This window comes from Mesorhizobium sp. M7A.F.Ca.CA.001.04.2.1, assembly GCF_003998485.1.
In the GTDB taxonomy this organism is placed as follows: domain Bacteria; phylum Pseudomonadota; class Alphaproteobacteria; order Rhizobiales; family Rhizobiaceae; genus Mesorhizobium; species Mesorhizobium ciceri.
The window spans coordinates 1-18,017 of the sequence record NZ_RZQT01000126.1 but is presented as its reverse complement, the minus strand read 5'-3'; the positions used below and the strand labels follow the sequence as shown (position 1 = coordinate 18,017).

The 18,017-nt window shown below is 62.3% G+C and carries 18 protein-coding genes; 3 read left to right on the top strand and 15 right to left on the bottom strand.

Translation table 11 applies throughout. The features are described 5' to 3' along the window. Positions 1-260 precede the first annotated feature (260 nt). The 3 genes from EN955_RS35920 to EN955_RS27920 all read left to right on the top strand — a co-directional run bounded on the left by EN955_RS35920 (position 261) and on the right by EN955_RS27920 (position 1,872). Positions 261-395 carry a hypothetical protein gene (locus EN955_RS35920; protein ID WP_013531161.1) on the top strand — a complete coding sequence of 45 codons (135 nt, stop codon included), beginning with the start codon at positions 261-263 and terminating at the stop codon, positions 393-395. 345 nt (positions 396-740) lie between these two features. Continuing rightward, positions 741-1,679: a GlxA family transcriptional regulator gene (locus tag EN955_RS27925; RefSeq protein WP_348625597.1), complete on the top strand. Its 939-nt coding sequence runs from the start codon at positions 741-743 to the stop codon at positions 1,677-1,679. A gap of 13 nt (positions 1,680-1,692) precedes the next feature. Next, positions 1,693-1,872: a DUF1778 domain-containing protein gene (locus EN955_RS27920; protein WP_224621728.1), complete on the top strand. Its 180-nt coding sequence runs from the start codon at positions 1,693-1,695 to the stop codon at positions 1,870-1,872. Here the strand turns inward: EN955_RS27920 and EN955_RS27915 are convergent, their stop codons facing one another. The 15 genes from EN955_RS27915 to EN955_RS27845 form a co-directional block, all read right to left on the bottom strand. Continuing rightward, positions 1,873-2,655 (bottom strand): ABC transporter ATP-binding protein, encoded by a 783-nt coding sequence (locus EN955_RS27915; RefSeq protein ID WP_024501317.1) that lies wholly within the window; start codon positions 2,653-2,655, stop codon positions 1,873-1,875. Beyond that, positions 2,652-3,425, bottom strand: a complete 774-nt coding sequence (locus EN955_RS27910; RefSeq protein WP_024501318.1) for an ABC transporter permease — start codon at positions 3,423-3,425, stop codon at positions 2,652-2,654. The genes EN955_RS27915 and EN955_RS27910 overlap by 4 nt, the downstream gene beginning before the upstream one ends. Before the next feature lie 107 nt (positions 3,426-3,532). After that, positions 3,533-4,483, bottom strand: a complete 951-nt coding sequence (locus tag EN955_RS27905) for an ABC transporter substrate-binding protein (RefSeq protein ID WP_024501319.1) — start codon at positions 4,481-4,483, stop codon at positions 3,533-3,535. Positions 4,484-4,636: 153 nt separating this feature from the next. After that, entirely contained in the window at positions 4,637-4,981 is a 345-nt protein-coding gene (locus EN955_RS27900; RefSeq protein ID WP_024501320.1) for a peptidase inhibitor family I36 protein, read from the bottom strand. 78 nt (positions 4,982-5,059) lie between these two features. Continuing rightward, complete coding sequence (locus tag EN955_RS27895; protein ID WP_024501321.1) at positions 5,060-5,908, bottom strand: DUF1194 domain-containing protein; 849 nt, start codon at positions 5,906-5,908, stop codon at positions 5,060-5,062. A 94-nt stretch (positions 5,909-6,002) separates the two neighbouring features. Then, positions 6,003-8,564, bottom strand: a complete 2,562-nt coding sequence (locus tag EN955_RS27890; protein ID WP_013531153.1) for an FAD-dependent oxidoreductase — start codon at positions 8,562-8,564, stop codon at positions 6,003-6,005. A gap of 155 nt (positions 8,565-8,719) precedes the next feature. After that, on the bottom strand, positions 8,720-9,478 hold the full coding sequence (locus tag EN955_RS27885) for an FkbM family methyltransferase (protein WP_024501322.1): 759 nt from the start codon (positions 9,476-9,478) through the stop codon (positions 8,720-8,722). Beyond that, entirely contained in the window at positions 9,475-10,707 is a 1,233-nt protein-coding gene (locus EN955_RS27880; RefSeq protein WP_024501323.1) for a glycosyltransferase 87 family protein, read from the bottom strand. The genes EN955_RS27885 and EN955_RS27880 overlap by 4 nt, the downstream gene beginning before the upstream one ends. Before the next feature lie 21 nt (positions 10,708-10,728). Then, on the bottom strand, positions 10,729-12,159 hold the full coding sequence (locus EN955_RS27875; protein ID WP_196815379.1) for an aspartate aminotransferase family protein: 1,431 nt from the start codon (positions 12,157-12,159) through the stop codon (positions 10,729-10,731). A gap of 104 nt (positions 12,160-12,263) precedes the next feature. Next, complete coding sequence (locus tag EN955_RS27870; protein ID WP_024501325.1) at positions 12,264-13,271, bottom strand: NAD(P)-dependent oxidoreductase; 1,008 nt, start codon at positions 13,269-13,271, stop codon at positions 12,264-12,266. Beyond that, a complete protein-coding gene (locus tag EN955_RS27865) occupies positions 13,268-13,717 on the bottom strand; it encodes an EamA family transporter (protein WP_024501326.1) in 450 nt (149 codons plus the stop codon). Before EN955_RS27865 ends, EN955_RS27870 begins: the two co-directional genes overlap by 4 nt. Before the next feature lie 124 nt (positions 13,718-13,841). Then, entirely contained in the window at positions 13,842-15,194 is a 1,353-nt protein-coding gene (locus EN955_RS27860; protein ID WP_024501327.1) for an FAD-binding oxidoreductase, read from the bottom strand. 2 nt (positions 15,195-15,196) lie between these two features. Beyond that, positions 15,197-16,630: a UbiA family prenyltransferase gene (locus EN955_RS27855; RefSeq protein ID WP_024501328.1), complete on the bottom strand. Its 1,434-nt coding sequence runs from the start codon at positions 16,628-16,630 to the stop codon at positions 15,197-15,199. Between the two features lie 206 nt (positions 16,631-16,836). Continuing rightward, a complete protein-coding gene (locus EN955_RS27850; protein ID WP_023812335.1) occupies positions 16,837-17,100 on the bottom strand; it encodes a hypothetical protein in 264 nt (87 codons plus the stop codon). A gap of 156 nt (positions 17,101-17,256) precedes the next feature. Continuing rightward, positions 17,257-18,017, bottom strand: a 761-nt coding sequence (locus EN955_RS27845) for a mechanosensitive ion channel domain-containing protein (protein WP_164769915.1), incomplete at its 5' end; no start/stop codon positions are given.

Sequence of the window (18,017 nt, the reverse complement as noted above, 5' to 3'; positions counted from 1 at the left end):
TTTTGGAGCCATGTCACCAACGCATGACGCATATGAGAAAGCCGCATAGCAGCTCCTGTTTTCACTTAATGCCTTGTAAATGATCGTAAATTTTGGGCACCTTGCCCAAATCTGTCGCAATCGATGTCGCATTTCATATCAAGCGGTTCGCTTTTGCGATTTAGTTTCTGCTTACACAAGCCTATATCAGCGCCAGCAAACGAGCTGCCCCACTCCATCAAGCGAAGGCGACCCGTCTGAGCAACCGAATGGAGATGATTATGAAGCTTTTTGCCCGCCTCTTTGCCCGCCGCGAAATGAACCTGACCACCGCTCTCGAGCGTCAGCGTCTCGCCAACACCATGCCCGGCCAGACTGGCGCCATGAATGCGGCGCGCCTCGGCTTCGTCGCCTGAAGATTTTCCAGGCAGCGCATCCCTGCCGCTGCTTTAAAACTACAACGCCGCCTGGCTCCAGCCAGAGCGGTGTATTTGTTCTGCGCACAGGCTGTACGCTGCCTGTCCCTTGAACAGTTCGTGCCACTTCCGGGCCCCGCTGCACGCCGATTGCCCATTTGCGACCCATGTCGCAAATTTAATCTTGTCGTAGCGGCGTAGCCGATTGACAGACATGGTTTTTCCTGATGTCGCTATGCTATTCGCGACATCCTGTTCGCGCCATGGCTGTGTGAGGTTCCCTTGAACGCCGTAAAGCATCCGATCAAGCGGTCGTTTGTATTCTTCCTTATTCCCGATTTCACCATGATCGCCTTTGCGACCGCGCTCGACCCGCTGCGCTCGGCTAATCGCATGCTCGGCTACGAGGCCTATCGATGGCGCCTCGCCAGCATCGACGGCAAGCCGGTGCGCGCCTCGAACGGAGTCGAATGCGCGGTCAACACGTCGCTCGAGGATGAACGCAAGAAGATGGCAGGCCCCGATCGGCCGAACATGGCCATCGTCTGCAGCGGCATCAATGTCGAGCGCTACCAAAACAAGTCCGCCTTCGCCTGGCTGCGCGAGGAATATAATCGCGGCGTCGCCGTCGGCGGCCTGTGCACCGGCGCGCATATTCTCGCCGCCGCCGGCCTGTTGTCCAACAAGCGCTGTGCCATCCACTGGGAGAACCTGCCGGGCTTTTCCGAGGCGTTCCCGAAGGCCAATGTCTTTGCCGACCTCTTCGAGATCGACCAGAACATCTACACCTGCGCCGGTGGCACTGCCGCACTCGACATGATGCTGAAGCTGATCGGCGACGACTTTGACGAGAACCTCGTCAACCGCGTCTGCGAGCAGGTGCTGACCGACCGCGTGCGCAGCCCCACCGACCGCCAGCGCCTGCCGCTACGCGCCCGCCTCGGCGTCCAGAACTCGAAAGTGCTGACCATCATCGAACTGATGGAGGGCAATCTGTCGGAGCCGCTGTCACTGATCGAGATTGCCGATCATGTCGACCTGTCGCGCCGCCAGATCGAGCGGCTGTTCCGCACCGAGATGGGCCGCTCCCCCGCCCGCTATTATCTCGAAATCCGGCTCGACCGCGCTCGGCACCTGCTGATCCAGTCCTCGATGCCAGTGGTCGAGGTGGCGGTCGCCTGCGGCTTCGTCTCGGCCTCGCATTTCTCCAAATGCTACCGCGAACTCTACGCCCGCTCGCCGCAGCAGGAGCGCGTCGACCGCAAGCAGCTGCTGGCCGCCTGAGCAGAGGTGTCACGTGAGTACGAGAACGAATCGACCCGAAAGGCTGGCCGACCGGCGCATCTTTCCTCTCGATGTCGAAAAATGGGTAGCGTTCAAGGCGGCTCTGGACGCCCCGAAACGTGATCTTCCTCGCCTCAAGCGTCTGTTGAGCGAGCCAAGTATCTTTCCAGATGATCAGGCTGTGTCGGTCTGACTACGCCTGCGCCGTGCGCATCGCCTCGACCCGAATATCCTCGGTCAGCCGCGCTTTCAGCGCCGAGAATTCCGGGCTGGTTTTCAGCGTGTAATGGCGCGGATGCGGCAGGTCGATGGCGACATCCGACTTGATGCGGCCGGGCCGCGCCGTCATCACGATGACGCGCGAGGCCATGAAGATCGCCTCCTCGATGTCATGGGTGACGAACAGCACCGTCTTTTGGCGCCGTTCCCAGATGCCGAGCAGCAGTTCCTGCATCAGACCGCGCGTCTGGTTGTCGAGCGCGCCGAACGGCTCATCCAGCAACAGGATCTCCGGATCGTTAGCCAGCGCCCGGGCGATCGCCGTGCGCTGCTGCATGCCGCCGGAGAGCTGCTTCGGCCAATGGTTCTCGAACCCTTTCAGGCCGACGAGATTGACGTAGGAAGCGACGACCCCGTCCCGCTCCCTTTCGGGCATTCCGCGTTCGCGCAAGCCGAAAGCGATGTTCTGCGCCACAGTCAGCCAGGGAAACAGCGTGTAGGACTGAAAGACCATGCCGCGATCCGGCCCCGGCCGGGTCACCGCCTTGCCGTCGAGCAGCACACGGCCCTCGCTCGATGCTTCCAGGCCCGCGACAATCCTGAGCAGTGTCGACTTCCCGCAGCCGGACGGCCCCAGAATAGTGATGAAGTCGTTGGCGGCGACCGCCAGGTCGATCGGCATCAGCGCCTTGACCGGCTGACCGCCGCGCACGCCGGCAAAGGTGCGCGAAACGCCCTCGATGAGAAGCTTGTTCACGCCAGGCTCCACGGAAAGAGCCAGCGGTTGAAGGCCTTGAAGGCGAAGTCGGACAACAGCCCGATCAGTCCGATGACGATGATGCCGAAGATGATCTGACCCGTCGCCAGCCGCGACTGACTGTTGATGATCATGTAGCCGATGCCGGATGACGAGCCGATCAGTTCCGCGACGATGACATAGGTCCAGGCCCAGCCGAGCACCAGCCGCAGCGTCTCGGCGATCTCCGGCGCATTGGCCGGCATAATCACCCGGTCGACGATGCCGCTGTTGGTGGAACCCAGCGTGTAGGCGGCCTCGACCAGATCGCGTCGTGTGCCGCCAACTTTGACCGCGATGATGAGGACGATCTGGAACACCGAGCCGACGAAGATGACCAGCAGTTTTTCCAGCTCGCCGATGCCGGCCCACAAGATGAGCAGTGGGATGAATGCCGACGCAGGCAAGTAGCGGGCGAAGGAGACAAAAGGCTCCAGAAACGCCTCCACCGGCTTCCAGGCGCCCATCGCGATGCCAAGCGGCACCGCGACGACCGAGGCAAGCAGGAAACCGCCGAAGACGCGCCAGATGGTGATCAGAACGTCGAGCCAGAAACGGTCTTCGACCAAAAGCCGCCAGCCATCCCGCAGCATCGACAGCGGATCGGCGAGGAAGATGCGGTTGACGTGGCCGCCTAGCGTGATCCAAGCCCAGAAGGCCACGAAAAGCACGAAGAAGGAAATGCCGAGCACGGTTCGGATGCCCGGCGAGACGGGATGCAAGGGGCGCATCGTCAAATCGTCGCCATTTTCAAATGGTCCCCATGCTCAAATCGCGCTTTGTCCAAGAGAAGGCGGCAGCGCCAGGCGCCGCCGCTTGATGGTCAAAGGCCGAACGATCAGTTCGAAACCGCGCTGGTGTCAGCCAACGTGGTGACGTCGGGCGCTTCCTTGATCAGTCCCATCTGCAGCAGCAGTTCGCCAGCGGTCTTGGAAAAGTCCTGGAATTCCTTGGTGAAGAACTGTTTGTTCTCCGCCCGGTCGGCCCATTTCAGGTATTTCGCCGAATCCTCGAATTCCTTGGCCGACTGTTTCACGTCGGCACCCATGGTCTCGTAGGATTTCTGCGGATCGCTCTTGATCAGGTCGAGTGCATCAAAATAGCTGTCGGCCAGCGCCTTGGCGGCATCCGGATTGGTTTTCAGGAATTCGGGTGTGCAGCCCACCGTGTCGAGCACCATCGGGTAGTCGAGCGTCGTCGCCAGGATATGGCCCTGGTCCGACTTGTCGCGCACCGCCGAGATGAACGGCTCGTAGGTGACGGCGGCGTCGTTCTGCCCGGCGAGGAAAGCTTGCGCCGCCGCATCAGGCTCCAGATTGACGACGGTGACGTCCTTCGTCGACATGCCGTTCTTGTTCAGCACCCAGGCGAGCATGAAATAGGGCGACGTGCCCGGCGCCGATGACGCGACGTTCTTGCCCTTGAGATCGGCGACGGTCTTGATGTTGTTGCGGGCGACGATGCCGTCGGCGCCGTAGGATTTGTCGAGCTGGAAGATCTGCTTGGTGGTGACGCCGCTGGCGTTCCACACCAGCCAGGTCTCCACCGTGGTGGCCGCGCATTGCAGGTCGCCGCTGGCGATGGCGAGCGGCCGGCTCGCTTGCGGCACCTTTTTCAAGGTCACGTCGAGTCCGTGTTTCTCGAAGATGCCCGCCTGCTTCGCAAGCGTCAGCGGCGCGAAGCCTGTCCAGCCGCTGATGCCGATAGTGACCGAGGTGGCAGCCATCGCCGGTGCGGACAGGCCGGCGGCAAGTGTCAGAGTTGCGGTAAGAACGGCGATCCTGTTCATGTCGGTTCCCCTTTTGTTTTTGCTGGGGAATTGTCTCACAGACGCCAATCGGCTTGTCAATGAACAGCTTGGTGAGGCAACCGGCAGGCCCGGCTCTGCTGTCGGCCAATGGCTACCACCGCCAGAAATCCATCGTGGCTATCCAAAATGGCCTCAATAATCGTCGCAGGTGCACTCCGCCGACGATATACGGTCATTCCAGTCGCTGCCGCCGAAATCGCGGATCCGGCGCCGGATCTCGATCGAGCGGCCACCCATCCGGGAGTCCTCATAGGCAATGAGTGTGCAACCCCGGCGCACGATCACCGACGACACACGGTCGTTCCAGAACTGGCCGCCGCGAAAGTTCACGGAATCGTCGGGGCCCATACCGATGGACCGACCGCGAAAATTCGCGTGCTCGAACATCATGCAGGCGGGCTCATCATTGTATTGGGCGCTGGCGGCGTCGGCAAAAAGCACGGACGCGACAGCAGTCAGGATGGCTAGACGTTTCATCTGATGTTTCCTCGGTTTTTGCCGCGGCCCCTCCGACTGGATAGCGCGGTCCGGCCAATTTGCCAATGCTTCGGTCGCCTAGCGGCTGTCAAACATCCAGCTGCGGTTGCGCCACATTTTCTCGCCGACCAGGCAGTCGGTGGCGGGCTTGTCCTGCGCCAATACCATCGGCGGATGCGTGGCTTCTTCTGCCGCCCATTGCGGCGAGGCCGGGCCGGCGAGTTCCAGCACCAGCTTGCGACGGATGGCTTCGGGAAACTGCGTCCAGTCGTTGACCGGAATCATGAAGGCTCCGGGTCCGCCGATGACGCAGTCGCTGTAGTAGCGATCGAGATTGCTGACGTCGTAGGCGCCGGAAAAACCGCCTCGCGTCATCAGCGGCAGGCCGTTGATGACGATGCCTTGCTTGATCAGATCGTCGCGGGTCAGGTTGACCGGCGCGCCTTGATTGTTGGGGCCATCGCCCGAAATGTCGATGACCCGCTTCGTGCCCTGGTAGCCGCTTTCGGCGAACAGGTCATTGCCGAACTCCAGCGCTCCGGAGATCGAGGTGCGCCGCGCGCTGTTGGGCGGCTGAGCGGATAGTTGCGCAACCACCCGCTCGGCGTCGGTGCGGCTGGCGATCACCGTCCACGGCACGATGACGCGCTGCCAGTTGGTGCCGGCCCATTCGACATAGGTGACGGCGATCTTGCCATAAGCGCCATCGGCAATGGCCTGCAGCACATTGTCGTGCGTCAGTGCCGCGGCGTAGCCGTGACGCTGGATCTCGAGTTCGTCCGGAGACATCGACAGCGAGACATCGACGGCCAGCACCAGCTCGACATCGACGGGCTCGTCAGCTTGGGCCGCGGGCGTCAACCAGAGCGTCAGTGCGAACGCGGCGCAGCCTGAAAGGAAATGTCTTGCGCAGGCAAAAGCAGACATGCCGCGAAGGTAAGCGAAAACCGTCGGCTTAAAAAGAGAAAAGCCCGGCCGATGGCCAGGCTTTTGCCTTCATGCCCTTTGCGCCGGCTAGCAATCAGCTGCGCGGCTTCAAATTCTCCGGATCGTAGAGCGGCTTGTAGCCGACAGCCGCCACTTCGACCGGATATGTCTCACCGAAATACTCGATCGTGAGCTTGCGGCCTTCCTGGGCGTACGCCCACGGCAGATAGGCAAGACCGATATTCTTGCCGATGGTCGGGCCATAGGCCATCGAGGTGGTGAAGGACCGCCGGCCGAGTTCGTCGACCAGCGTCTCGCCGGTCTTCGGATCCATCACCGGCATGGTGCCGACGGGATAGCGGGCAACGCCTTTGGAATCGACATTCTCGGTCATCACCAGCGTGCACAGCATGGCCGGTTGGTGCTCGCGGGCGCGGTATTCGACGTGCTTCGCCTTGCCGCAGAAATCGTTCTCCTTGACCTTTGGACGAGCGAGATCCGCTTCGAGCAGATTGTACTCGGTCAGAAGGTCGGCGTTCTGCAGGCGCAGGCTCTTTTCCATGCGGCGCGTGTTGGCATAGGTCTCCACACCGAAAGGCATCACGCCGGTCGAGCGCAGCGCATCCCACACAGCGAGACCGTCCTCGTAGCGCATATGCAGTTCCCAGCCCTGCTCGCCGACATAGGAGATGCGGAAAGCGGTGACGTCCTTGCCGCCGATCCGGACCGGCTTGATCGCCGCGAATGGGAAGTTCTCAACAGAGAGCCCGTCCGGGTTTTCGACCACCTTCTGCAAGGTCGCCCGGGCGTTCGGCCCCCAGATGCCGATGGTCACATAGTTCTCGGTCACGTCGGTGATGGTGACGTCGAAACCTTTGTCCTGTGCCGTGCGGCGCATGTACTGGAAGTCGCGCGGGCCAGCGTCCGCGCCGTCGATCAAACGACAGCGGTCGGCCATGCGAATGACGGTAAAGTCGGCCCGCACCATGCCTTCCTCGTCGAGGAAGTGGGTGTAGATGCCCTTGCCGATGTTGTTGTCGCCGCCAATCTTGGCTGCGCACAACCATTCCAGCAGCGCGACATGGTCTGGACCTTCGATGTCGTACATGGCGAAATGCGACAGGTTGACGATGCCGCAATCCTCGCTCATGGCGAGATGTTCGGCATTGGAGACGCGCCAGAAATGGCGGTTGTCCCATTCGTTCTCACGCACCGGCACCCGGTTGCCGTATTTCTCCAGGAGATGCTCGTTGGCGGCATAGCCGTGGGCGCGCTCCCAGCCGCCGAGTTCCATGAAATAGCCGCCGAGTTCCTTCTCGCGTTCCCAGAACGGCGAGCGCCGGATATTGCGGGCCTTGGAGAACGGCTCGCGCGGATGTACCGCCGGATTGTAGACCTTCATCGCCGTCTCGGTGCAGCGGTCCCAGATGAACTGCTCCTTGGTCTGGTGCGGATAGAACCGTGCATAGTCGATGGCATGGTGATCGATTGCGGTGCGGCCGTCGGTCATCCAGTCGGCGATCAGCTTGCCCATGCCGGGACCATCCTTGACCCAGATGGCAACGGCATACCACAGACCCCGCACCTTCTGGCTTTCGCCCATCGACGGGCCGCCATCCGCGGTTACCTGGAGAAGTCCATTGAACGAATGGCTCTCATTATAGCCGAGTTCGCCGAGGATCGGCGTCAGTTCCATGGCGCGTTCGAGCGGCGCCAGGATCTGTTCCATGTCGAGATCGCGTTGCGACGGCGAAAGCCGCGCCTGGTCCTTCTCCAGCAGGTCGCGCGGGTGGCAAAGGCGCGGATTGGTCTCTTCGTAATAACCCCATTCGATCTGCCCGCCCTCGGCGGTCTTGGGATCACCGGTGTCGCGCATATAGGCCGAGTTGCCCTGGTCGCGCAGCAGCGGCCAGCCGATCTCCTTGCCGGTGCCGGCGAACTCGTTGTAGGGGCCGAAGAAGGTCAGCGGATGGTCGATCGGCATGACCGGCAGGTCTTCGCCGACCATTTCCGCTATCAGCCGGCCCCAAATCCCGGCGCAGACGACGACATAGTCGGCCTCGATGGTGCCGCGGTCCGTTACCACGCCTGATATGCGGCCGTCCTTGACGACCAGCGACCGGGCCGATGTGTTGGCGAAGGATTTGAGCTTGCCCGACGCTTCCGCCTGGTCGACCAGCTTGCCGGCGACCGTCTGCGAACGCGGGATGACCAGACCGGCATCGGGATCCCAAAGACCACCTTGAACAATCGCTTCTTCGATGAGCGGAAATTTTTCCTTGATCTCGGCCGGCTCGATCAGGCGGGCGCGCGTGCCAAACGCCTTGGCCGAGGCGATCTTGCGCTTGATTTCTTCCATTCGGCTGTCGTCGCCGACACGCGCGACCTCGAGGCCGCCGATACGCGCGTAATGACCCATCTTCTCGTAGAAATCGATGGAGTAGAGCGTCGTCCAGCACGACAGGAAATCGTGGCTGGTGGTGTAGCAGAAGTCGGAGGCGTGCGCCGTCGAGCCGATATCGGTCGGGATACCTGATTTGTCGATGCCGACAATGTCATCCCAGCCGCGTTCGATCAGGTGATGGGCGATCGATGCGCCGACAATACCGCCCAGGCCGACGATGACGACCCTCGCCTTTTTCGGAAACTCTGCCATTGCCCGCGACTCCAAAGTGATAAAGCGGGCGGACTATAGGGCGGAGCGGCAGGGCGATTGAAGCCTGTTTGCGACATTGGCAAAAAGCCGAGCGACCAGACGGCAGAATGCTTCACATCGGGCGCCTGGGGCGGTTCGCTTTTCGGTGGGCTAACTCAGGCGAAGGCCCAGATGTCTTCGGCCTGGAAGCCGACCTGATAGCCTGATGTCTTCAGCTTGACCACGACCTGGCCGATCTCGGCGGCCGGCAGCGCGCCAACCTCGACCTTGATCATGCCGGGGCGGTAGCGCTTGAGGTCGAGCTGTTCGAAAACGATCCAGTCGGCGCCCTCGCAATCGACGAGGAAGGCATCGATATGGATGATGCCGTTGCGGTCGAGCAGCGTCTGCAAGGTCTCGGATGGCACCTCGATGTCCCTGAGGTGCGGGGCGAACTTGTTGAAGTTGGCGTCGGCCTCGCCCCAGGCATTCTTGCCCGACATCAGATTGGTGTCGGTGACCGACGAACAGCCGATGAATTCGATGGGCAGCGTGCCGGACTCGAGCGCGGCGGCATCGAAGGTGTGGACGGTGATCGTCCCCTTGGCCTTTGTCACCGCCACCGGCTCGATGATGAACCGGCCGGTGTCGGGATAATTGGCGCGCAGCCGTTTCTGATTGTACGGGATCGGCTCGACCAGCATCGCGCGTGCGCCAGCTATGCGGTGCAGCCACGGCGTCACATCGTCGAACAGCGCGCCGTCGCAGGCGCCGACATTGACCATCTGGAACGGCCGCCCTGCCCCACCAAACCGCGCCTTCAGCGCCGCCTTGGCCAGGAACTTCGTGCCGCGCAGCGATGGTCCGCGGTCGAGAACGCCACTGGGAAGACCGAGCGACAGGGCAACGCGCGCCAGGCTGGATAGCGAACTCATGACTTGTCTCCAGGAATGATTTGCATGGCAGCGCGATTCTGACCGCGAGCCGCGGCCGCCCACAACGCCATGAGCGGCGTCGCCAGCAGCAGGAATGGCGGGATCAGATGCGGAAAATAGATGCGCGTGTCGTGGATCGGGAAGACGGTGAACTTCGCCAGCGCGCCGAGCACCAGTGCCGCAAACAGGATGCCGGCGCGGCGATCGAGGCGGAAGCCGGCGCGGGAGGCGGCAAACCAGCCGGCCAGTGCCAGCACCGACACCCCGACCCAGCTGTTCAGGTTGACGGCACGCAGCAGCGAGGTGGCAAATGCCCTGAGATAGGCAACGATGGAGAATGGCGGCTCGAACCCGTCCATATTGTAATGCTGCTCTATGCTGGAGAACCACAGATGCGGCCACCAGCCGGGATGATGCGCCCAGTGCGAGATGGCAAAATAGGCAACGAAGGAAGCGGCAAAGCCGGCCAGCGCGCCCCACGATTTCTGCCGGAAGGCGACCAGCAGCACGGTAAAAACAGCAAGGAAAACAATGTTGTCCGGCCGCACCATGAAGGCGAGGAAGAGCAGGATCGCGGTCGCCATCTCGCGCCCGCGGACATAGGCATAGAGCCCGCCGAGCAGCAGCGCTGACGTGAGCAGATCCGGCGTCGAAGCGCGCGCCGCATCGCCGAAATCGGCCATGATCAGCATCGCGCCGACCACAGGCGCCAAGGCCAGTGCCCCCTCGGAGCGCAGCCACATCAGGGCGATCGCGCCGAACAGCAGAACCGAGACCACTGAGACCAGGCGCATCGCCTCGACCGGCGACATCACCGCGCTCATCGTCGACAGGACCTCGGCGTAGAGGAACTTGATCCTGTACATGCCGAGCAGCGAATGGAAATCGGCGGCATTTTCTGTCATGTGGCTGCGGAAGCCGCCGCCATCATCGGTCAGCGCCTTATAATCGCTTGCCGAAACGCCCGATTTGACTGTGTTGTAGGCATAGTCGTGCAGGGCTTGTGCATTGGGATAGGTGCCCTCCTCCGATATAGCGAGATAGGGCAGCATGTCCCAGTTGGCGTCGGGCATCACCCATGCCGTGAACGCTGTAAAAAGGATGTAGAGCGCGAAGGCCGCAGCGCCGATCGGTGCCGCCAGCCGCGCATAAGTCCCCTCGCCCCACGCCAGGCCGGCTCCGGTGAGCCGGTCGAGTGGGTTTTGTGGAGCGGGCGACTTGGTCAGCATCGTTGTACCCAGCGAACTCGCTTAACGAACCTGGCTTTTGACGAAATCCTTCACGATCGACACGATGCCGCGCGACAGCAGGCTGTCGAAGGCATCGACGAAGCGGTCGACATGCTCGCGCTGGCAGATCAACGGCGGCTCCAGCCGGATGACGTTTCGGTTGTACTCGGTGAAGGCGACCAGCACGTCGTAGTCGCGCAGCAGCAGCGCGCCGACGAAGCCCGACAGCGAGCCCTTCAGCTTGTCGTCGAGCACGCTGACGATCGGCCGCAGCACCATCGGCAAGGTCTGCGAGAAGTCGTGGAACTCCAGGCCGACCATAAACCCCTTGCCGCGCACATCCTTGATGATCTTGGGGTACTTTTCCCTGAGCGCCTGCAGGCGCTGCAGCAAATAGTCGCCGGTGACGGCGGCATTGTCGATCAGGCCCTCGTCGTAGAGCACGTTGAGCCCTTCGATCGAGGTGACGCAGGCCTCGCCCATTCCGCCGAAGGTCGCCATGGCATGGATCATCGCCGTTTTCGGCGTGCCATAGGCCTTCATGTAGACCTCGCGCCGCGCAATCATCGCGCCGACCGCCGCCTTGCCGGCGCCGAGAGACTTGGCCAGCGCCGTCACATCGGGAACGACGCCGTAATGTTCGAAGGCGTAGAAGCGGCCCGAACGGCCGTAGCCGCACTGAACTTCGTCGGCGACCCACAGCACGCCATACTGGTCGCACAACGCGCGCAGCTTCTGCCAGTACTCGGCAGGCGCCTGGATGATGCCGCCGCCGCCCTGGATGGTTTCCAGCACGATGACGCCGACCTCCGGGTCGGAACGGAACAGGCGCTCGACCGCCTCGATGTCGGCAAACGGGATGCGGACCGTGTTTTCGGCCACCTTGAAGTCGGCGCGGTAGAGCTGGCCGTCGGTGATGCCGAGCACGCCCTTGGTCTTGCCGTGGAAGGAATTCTCGGCATAGACGATCTTCGGTCGCTTCGGACCGGCGGCGCGCTCGGCGAGCTTAACCGCCGCTTCCATCGCTTCCGAGCCGGACGAACCCAGAAACACCATGTCGAGATCGCCGGGCGAGCATTTCGCGATGTTGTGCGCAAGTGCCGCCGCATATTGCGACATGAAGGCGATGGCGATTTCCTGGCGCTTCTCCTCCTGGAATTTCTTGCGTGCTTCCAGGATGCGCGGATGGTTGTGGCCAAAGGCCAGCGAACCGAAGCCGCCGAAGAAGTCGAGGATCTTGCGGCCGTTCTGGTCGATGTAGAACATGCCTTCGGCGCGCTCGATCTTGATCTTGTGGAAGCCGAGCAGCTTCATGAAATGCAGCTGGCCGGGGTTGAGATGCGCCTTGAACAGGTCGGTCATTGCCGCGACGTCCATCGCCTTGGCCTGCTCGACGCTGATCAGGTTGGGCTTGGCGATGGTGGCGGGCGACAGCGCCGGCGCACTGACCATGGTGCGCGCATTCGTCTGTTCGGGCTTGGCCATGACGGTCATTTCAATCTCCTGTCTGCACGCACGACCGTAATCGTGCGCAACGAAAGCTGTTTTGCGAGCCGCTATTCGGCGGGCACATGTTTGGTGGCGACCGCGTGCCCGGCTTTCTTGGCGCGGTACTCGCTATAGGCGGCGATCAGCATGTCCTCGTCGCGATATTGCGGCGCCCAGCCGAGCTGACGCCCGGCCTTGGACACGTCGAGCACGCATTCCTCGTCGGCGATCAGATACTGTTCTGGGTCCATGATCGGCATGTTCATCAGGTCGAGCAGGTCCAGCGTGCGCTTGACCGCCCAACCCGGTGTCGGGATCAGGATCGATTTCGAGCCGGCATGCCTGATCAGATCGCCGAGCAGCTTCTTGACGGGCGGTGGATTGAGCGAACCCAGATTATAGGCCTCGTTTGGCACGCCGGCCTTCCAGGCCGCGCGGGCGGCTTCGGCGCAGTCGAACACCGAGATGAACTGATAAGGGTTCCTGCCCGAACCGATCATCGGCACCGGAAAATTCCAGTCGATCAGCTTGAACAGTTTTTCGAGAATGCCGAGCCGGCCGGGACCGATGATCAGACGCGGGCGAAACAGCGAGATCGACATGCCGCGCTTGCGCCACTCGGCCGCCAGCTCCTCGGTCTTCTGCTTCGACCAGCCATATTCGCCCAGCGGCGCCACCGGGTGCTCCTCGGTCATAGGCTGCGTGACCGTGTGGCCGTAGATCATGTCGGTCGTGTAGTGGACGAGTTTTGACGCACCGGCTCCGTCCATGGCCTGCATGATGTGCTCGGTGCCATGGAAATTTACAGGGAAGAAGAAGTCATGCCGCTTGGCGCGCACCTGGATCGGCGACAGCATCTTGGCCGACAAATTGTAGACCATGTCGTCGGCCTTCAGCCCAATCGCGGCGACCGAGGCCGGATCGGTGACGTCGCATTGGATAAAGCGGACGCTGCGGTAATGCGGCAGGTCGCTCTTGACGATGTCGGCGACGACAACCTCTTCACCATCGGCCACAAGCTTCGGGGCAAGATGGCGGCCGACGAAACCGTCACCGCCGAAAATCATATGTCTCATCGAACGATCTCGTTTGCTTGGATCTTGTCGGGCGTGATGGAAGCGGCCTGGTCCTCATGCCCTTGCCCACCCAAATCCCGGCCACTTTGCGCGATCAGCACCGTGCCGACGCAGATGAAGGCGATGCCGGCGATCCGCCAGCCATTAAGGTCCTCGCGGAAGACGAAATAAGCGAAGATGGCGACGGCAACATAGGCGAGGCTGAGGAACGGATAAGCGAAGGAGAGCTCGACCTTGGACAGCACATAGAGGTGCGAGGCCATCGAGATGACGAAGGTACACAGGCCAAGGAACACCCAGGGGCTGAAGACGATCTGCAGCAGCTTGACGAGCGGATTGACGCCCTCGAACGAGATCGGTCCGAGCGACATCATGCCTTGCTTCAGCATCAGCTGCGCCGCGGCATTGGTCATGACTGTAAAGAGAATGAAGACGATGTATTTCATGAGTTCCAAGCCACCCCTTCACGCTTCCTACTACAAACCCGCAAACATTTGGTGAAGTCCCAACATTGTTTTGAGTGAATCGCGCTATCAACCATCTGTTAACCAATAATTATTCGGATTTTATCTATTCGGCAGCCTCGACCGAGCCTCGCCGCGTATCCAATCTCTTCGCGGTGCGCGCCCAGAAGTCGGACATGAAGGCGTGGTCGCGGAGCGCTTCCAGCCGCTGCCATTCGGGAAAGGACGAAGCGAAGATTTCGGCCCCCATGCGGGCGTCCTTGTACGGATTGACCGCGCCGCCGGCCTCGACCGTGATGCGGTCGAGCTCCCGCAGCAATGTCAGCGTCGCGGCGCCCCTGTTGGGGAAATCCAGTGTCAGCGTGTAGCCGGGACGCGGAAACGACAGCAGCGCCGGCGAGCGGATGGAGCCGAAGCGTTTCAGCACCGTGAGGAACGAGCCCTGCCCGGCTTGCCTTGCAGCCGCCAGCAATGCCGGCACGGCCTCGCGCGCCGTCTGTTCCGGCACCACGCTCTGGTGCTGGAACAGCCCTTTCGGCCCATAAAGCCGGTTCCAATCGCGCACGCCGTCGAGCGGGAAGAAGAAGCCCTGGTAGCCGGCCTGGCGCGGCACCGTTGCCCGGCTCTTCCTCCACCTGTAGGCAGCGTTGAAGGCGGTCAGGAACGGCCGGTTGAGCACGTTGAACGGCGGCTGGACCGGCACCGAGAAATTGCCGCCGGCGCGCGAAGCGGCATGCGAGCCGTGCTCGGCGTGATTGCCAGTGAGCAGCAGGCCGCGACCGCTGTTGCGACCGCCGGCAAGCTGGTCGATCCAGGCGACCGCATATTCGTTGGCCTGATCGGCCGCCGCGGCCAGGTCGAAGAATTCGCAGAGGTCACGAAACGGCGTCGCCCTTTCGACGATGTCGAGGGAATGCACCCGCATCAGCCGGATCGAGGCCGACAGAATGAGGCCGGTCAGCCCCATCCCGCCGATCGTCGCCGCAAACAGCCGCGCATTGTCTGTCGCCGAGCAGCGATGGGTCTTTCCATCGGACCTGAGCAGCGTGAAGCTCTCGACATGGCAGCCGAAGGTGCCGCGCCGGTGATGGTTCTTGCCATGCACGTCATTGGCGATGGCCCCGCCGAGCGTGACGAATTGTGTGCCTGGCACAACGGCGGGGAAGAAGCCGTAGGGGGCAGCGTGGGCGATGATGTCGGACAACAGCACGCCGGCATCCGCCTTGAGAACACCGGTTTCGGCGTTGAAGGCGTGGATCCGGTTCAGCGATCGCATATCGACGACCGCTCCGGCCCCGTTCTGGCAGGAATCGCCGTAGGAGCGGCCATTGCCATAGGCAAGCAGCGACGCCGGCTTGGCCTGACCGCCCTTCAGCAGCGCGATCGCCTCGTCGGCACCGATGGCGCGCGGCGCCGGCGGCGTGGCAAGGCCAAAGCTTGGGAAACGTCCGGCGGCCATGCCTACCAGCCCCCGATGACCAGCATCACCGCACCGATCAGCACCACGATCTGGCTGCGCCAGTCGCGGATGATGAAGACGACCGGATCGTCATGCATCTCGTTGCGGCGCGCCAGGATCCAGACGCGCATGGTAAGATAGAGCACGATCGGCGCCAGCGGCCAGATCAGCCATGGATGCGGATAGAGTTCCCGCACCGCGACACTGTCCATGTAGAGCGCCAGCACCAGCGCCGAGGAGAAGGCCGAGGCCATGCCGGCCTGGGCGACGATCTCCTGGTCTTCGGTGCGATAGCCGCGACCGGCAATGCGCTCGCCGGGCGGAATGGCGGTGGTGCGCAGTTCGACGAAGCGCTTCACCAGCGCCAGCGACAGGAAGAAGAAGATGGAGAAGGCCAGCAGCCAAAACGAGACGTCGACGCCGGTCGCCGCCGCGCCGGCCAGGACGCGGATCGTGTAGAGGCCGGCGAGCGTCAGCACATCGACCAGCAGCATGCGCTTGAACGACAGCGAATAGGCAGTGGTGACGACCATGTAGCCGCCGAGCACAGCCATGAATTCGGGCGACAGGAATAGCCCGGTGCCGATGCCGATCGCCAGAAGCACCGCGATCGCCCCAAGTCCGAACGGGATCGACAGCGCGCCGCTGGCGAACGGCCTGTTGCGCTTGGTGAGGTGTTTGCGGTCGAGCGCGAGGTCGAAGAAATCATTGAGGATGTAGATGGCCGATGCCACCGCGCTGAACGAGACGAATGCCAGCAGGCATTCCCAGATCATGTCGGTGTTGAAATATTCATGCGAGAGCACCATCGGCACGGCGATCAGCGAATTCTTCAGCCACTGATGCACGCGCAGCATCTTGACGATGGTCCGCAAAGTCGGCTTCGGCGCCGGCACCGTCTCGGCGCCATGTGCCGCCAGCCAGCGCGCGGCATGGCGGTCGGGCGCGACGACGATCGCGTTGCGTGCGGCATCGAAGACCTGGAGGTCATGGCGGCTGTTGCCGGCGTAGTCGAAACCGCCATCGCCATAGGCTGCGATCAGCGAGGCGCGCTTCCTGCCCGAGGTGAGATTGGCGAGACCATCGGTGGCCAGCACCTGGTCGAAAATGCCGAGATGGGCCGCGATGGCGTCGGCGAACTTGCGCGGCGTACCGGTCGCCAGCACGATCTTGCGGCCCTCGGCGTGCTCGGTCCGGAGGCGGCAAAGCAGCACCTCGCGATAGGGCAGCGATGCCGGATCGATGTCGATGCGCTGCGCGATCGCCTGCTTCAGCCGCGCCGGCCCGCCGGCGATCCAGAACGGTACGAGGAAGATATAGAGCGGGTTCTTCTTGAGAAGGATGAACAGCCCTTCCCACAACAGGTCGGTTGCGATCAGCGTGCCGTCGAGATCGACCGCAAGCGGTATTGCGTTCCTGTCCGATCGCGCATCCATGTCCGTCCTGCCCTGCCCGCGTAGAGTTGCGCGCCGCTTTTCGGCGTCTTGAGGCTGGTATAGCGGGCGATGGCGTAGCGAACGTTAAAACGCACGGTTGCAGACGGCTGCCATGGCGGTATTTCCGGTGTCATTGTTAAACAACCGCTACCGGAAACGATAAAAGGCCGGGCAAATGCCCGGCCTCTACAATCGTGACGCCAAGATTACTTGATGCGGGCGACACCGCCCGAGATCTCGACCGTTTCCGAACCGGTCAGGGCTTCGAGATCGCCATTGGGCAAGGTGACGAAGCAGCCGTTCGGGCAGAACTCAACCGTTTCGCCACCGGCCAGCGCAAGGTCGGTCTTGCTGCCGCCCTCCGTTACGACCAGCGTGCGGGTCTCGGCGTCCTTGTTGACCGCGCTCGCGGCATGGACCGAGCCGATGGCGGCGACCAGGGCGACTGCAGCGACGAGAGACTTCCACATGGTGCAATATCGGTGTTCCCACCGCCTCTGTTGCATTTGGCAAGGCATTTTCGCCTTTGCATGGAGCTTATATGAGATGGAAGCTGAACCGCAACTGAATGCCCCATTCATGCCGCAATCGATTCCGGGCAGGATTGAGGTCGACGGAGTCCGAGCCTAGTCCGGGTCCGGCTTCTTGGTTTTGCGAGACTTGACCAGTCGCTTCTTCTCCGCCTCGGCTTCGGCCCTTATCTGCTCCTGTTCGGCGAAGTCGGCCTCGATCTTGTCGTCGTCCGTCGGCCAGGCCTTGGGCTTGTGGGCCTCGACCACGGCGCGCGGCGTCGAGGGGATCTCGATGTGTTCGCTGCTGAATTTTTCGAGGACGGCAAAACGGATGTCGTTCTGCGCGATGTTGCCGTTCATCACGTCGGCCAGGAACACGCGGATTTCGAATTCCAGGGCGGCGGGGCCGAAATTGGAAAACAGCACGAAGGGTTCGGGGTTCTTCAGCACCATCGGGTGGCTGCGGGCGATCTCCAGCAGGACGGCATGAACCTGCTTGACGTCGCTGCCATAGGCGACGCCGACCTTGATGTCGACGCGGCCGAGCTTGTTGCGGTGCGTCCAGTTGCCGACGGCGTTGTTGATCAGGTTCGAATTGGGCAGGATCACCGATTGCCGCTGGAAGGTTTCGATCTCGGTGGCGCGCACGCTGATCTTCTTGACCGTGCCGCTGACGTCGCCGGCAACGATCCAGTCGCCCACCTTGAACGGCCGCTCGGCCAGAAGGATCAGGCCGGAAACGAAATTGGACACCACGTTCTGCAGGCCAAAGCCGATACCGAGGGAAAGAGCGCCGGCGACCAGTGCCAAGCTGGACAGGTCGATGCCCGCCGCCGAGATGCCGACCAGTGCCGCCAGCGCGACGCCGGCATAGC

Bases quoted from the DNA above. Each gene is read 5' to 3' on its own strand.
- EN955_RS27925 (WP_348625597.1), top strand. From the start codon at position 741: ATGATCGCCTTTGCGACCGCGCTCGACCCGCTGCGCTCGGCTAATCGC.
- EN955_RS27895 (WP_024501321.1), bottom strand. From the start codon at position 5,908: ATGTCTGCTTTTGCCTGCGCAAGACATTTCCTTTCAGGCTGCGCCGCG.
- EN955_RS27880 (WP_024501323.1), bottom strand. From the start codon at position 10,707: ATGCTGACCAAGTCGCCCGCTCCACAAAACCCACTCGACCGGCTCACC.
- EN955_RS27885 (WP_024501322.1), bottom strand. From the start codon at position 9,478: ATGAGTTCGCTATCCAGCCTGGCGCGCGTTGCCCTGTCGCTCGGTCTT.
- EN955_RS27910 (WP_024501318.1), bottom strand. From the start codon at position 3,425: ATGCGCCCCTTGCATCCCGTCTCGCCGGGCATCCGAACCGTGCTCGGC.
- EN955_RS35920 (WP_013531161.1), top strand. From the start codon at position 261: ATGAAGCTTTTTGCCCGCCTCTTTGCCCGCCGCGAAATGAACCTGACC.
- EN955_RS27870 (WP_024501325.1), bottom strand. From the start codon at position 13,271: ATGAGACATATGATTTTCGGCGGTGACGGTTTCGTCGGCCGCCATCTT.
- EN955_RS27875 (WP_196815379.1), bottom strand. From the start codon at position 12,159: ATGGTCAGTGCGCCGGCGCTGTCGCCCGCCACCATCGCCAAGCCCAAC.
- EN955_RS27860 (WP_024501327.1), bottom strand. From the start codon at position 15,194: ATGGCCGCCGGACGTTTCCCAAGCTTTGGCCTTGCCACGCCGCCGGCG.
- EN955_RS27850 (WP_023812335.1), bottom strand. From the start codon at position 17,100: ATGTGGAAGTCTCTCGTCGCTGCAGTCGCCCTGGTCGCCGCCATCGGC.
- EN955_RS27900 (WP_024501320.1), bottom strand. From the start codon at position 4,981: ATGAAACGTCTAGCCATCCTGACTGCTGTCGCGTCCGTGCTTTTTGCC.
- EN955_RS27865 (WP_024501326.1), bottom strand. From the start codon at position 13,717: ATGAAATACATCGTCTTCATTCTCTTTACAGTCATGACCAATGCCGCG.
- EN955_RS27890 (WP_013531153.1), bottom strand. From the start codon at position 8,564: ATGGCAGAGTTTCCGAAAAAGGCGAGGGTCGTCATCGTCGGCCTGGGC.
- EN955_RS27905 (WP_024501319.1), bottom strand. From the start codon at position 4,483: ATGAACAGGATCGCCGTTCTTACCGCAACTCTGACACTTGCCGCCGGC.
- EN955_RS27855 (WP_024501328.1), bottom strand. From the start codon at position 16,630: ATGGATGCGCGATCGGACAGGAACGCAATACCGCTTGCGGTCGATCTC.